Origin of the sequence: Polaribacter sp. BAL334 (assembly GCF_015767435.1) — a bacterium.
GTDB lineage: Bacteria > Bacteroidota > Bacteroidia > Flavobacteriales > Flavobacteriaceae > Polaribacter.
Map to the genome: position 1 here is coordinate 1 of NZ_JADWOV010000005.1, position 363 is coordinate 363.

A 363-nucleotide genomic window follows, 5' to 3' on the forward strand; every position below is an offset into this window, starting at 1 on the left:
AGAAACTCCTACTGAAACTGATAATTTTGATAATTTTACTATTGGATTGCAATGGCAATGGCAAGCAAATTCTGATGTTGTTTGGCACGCAAAATTACCTGGAAATAATTTTTTAAGATTGTTTTCTATCAAACCAATGAATGAATTCCCCAATCTTTGGAATACACCTAATTTATTACTTCAAAAATTTCCTGCTCCAAATTTTTCAGCAACAACAAAAATAAAATTAGTTCTTGAAGAAGTCCTTGAAGGAAAAAGTGCAGGTCTAATAATAATGGGAACAGATTATGCAACATTGACTATAAATCATGATAAAAATGGGTTTTTTATAGCTCAAAATGAAGCTTTAAATGCTAATAATGG

At 29.8% G+C, this 363-nt stretch carries 1 pseudogene; it reads left to right on the top strand.

Features of this window, described 5'->3' with window-relative positions:
• Positions 1 to 363, top strand: a pseudogene (locus tag IU405_RS00020) (glycoside hydrolase); the annotation flags it as partial.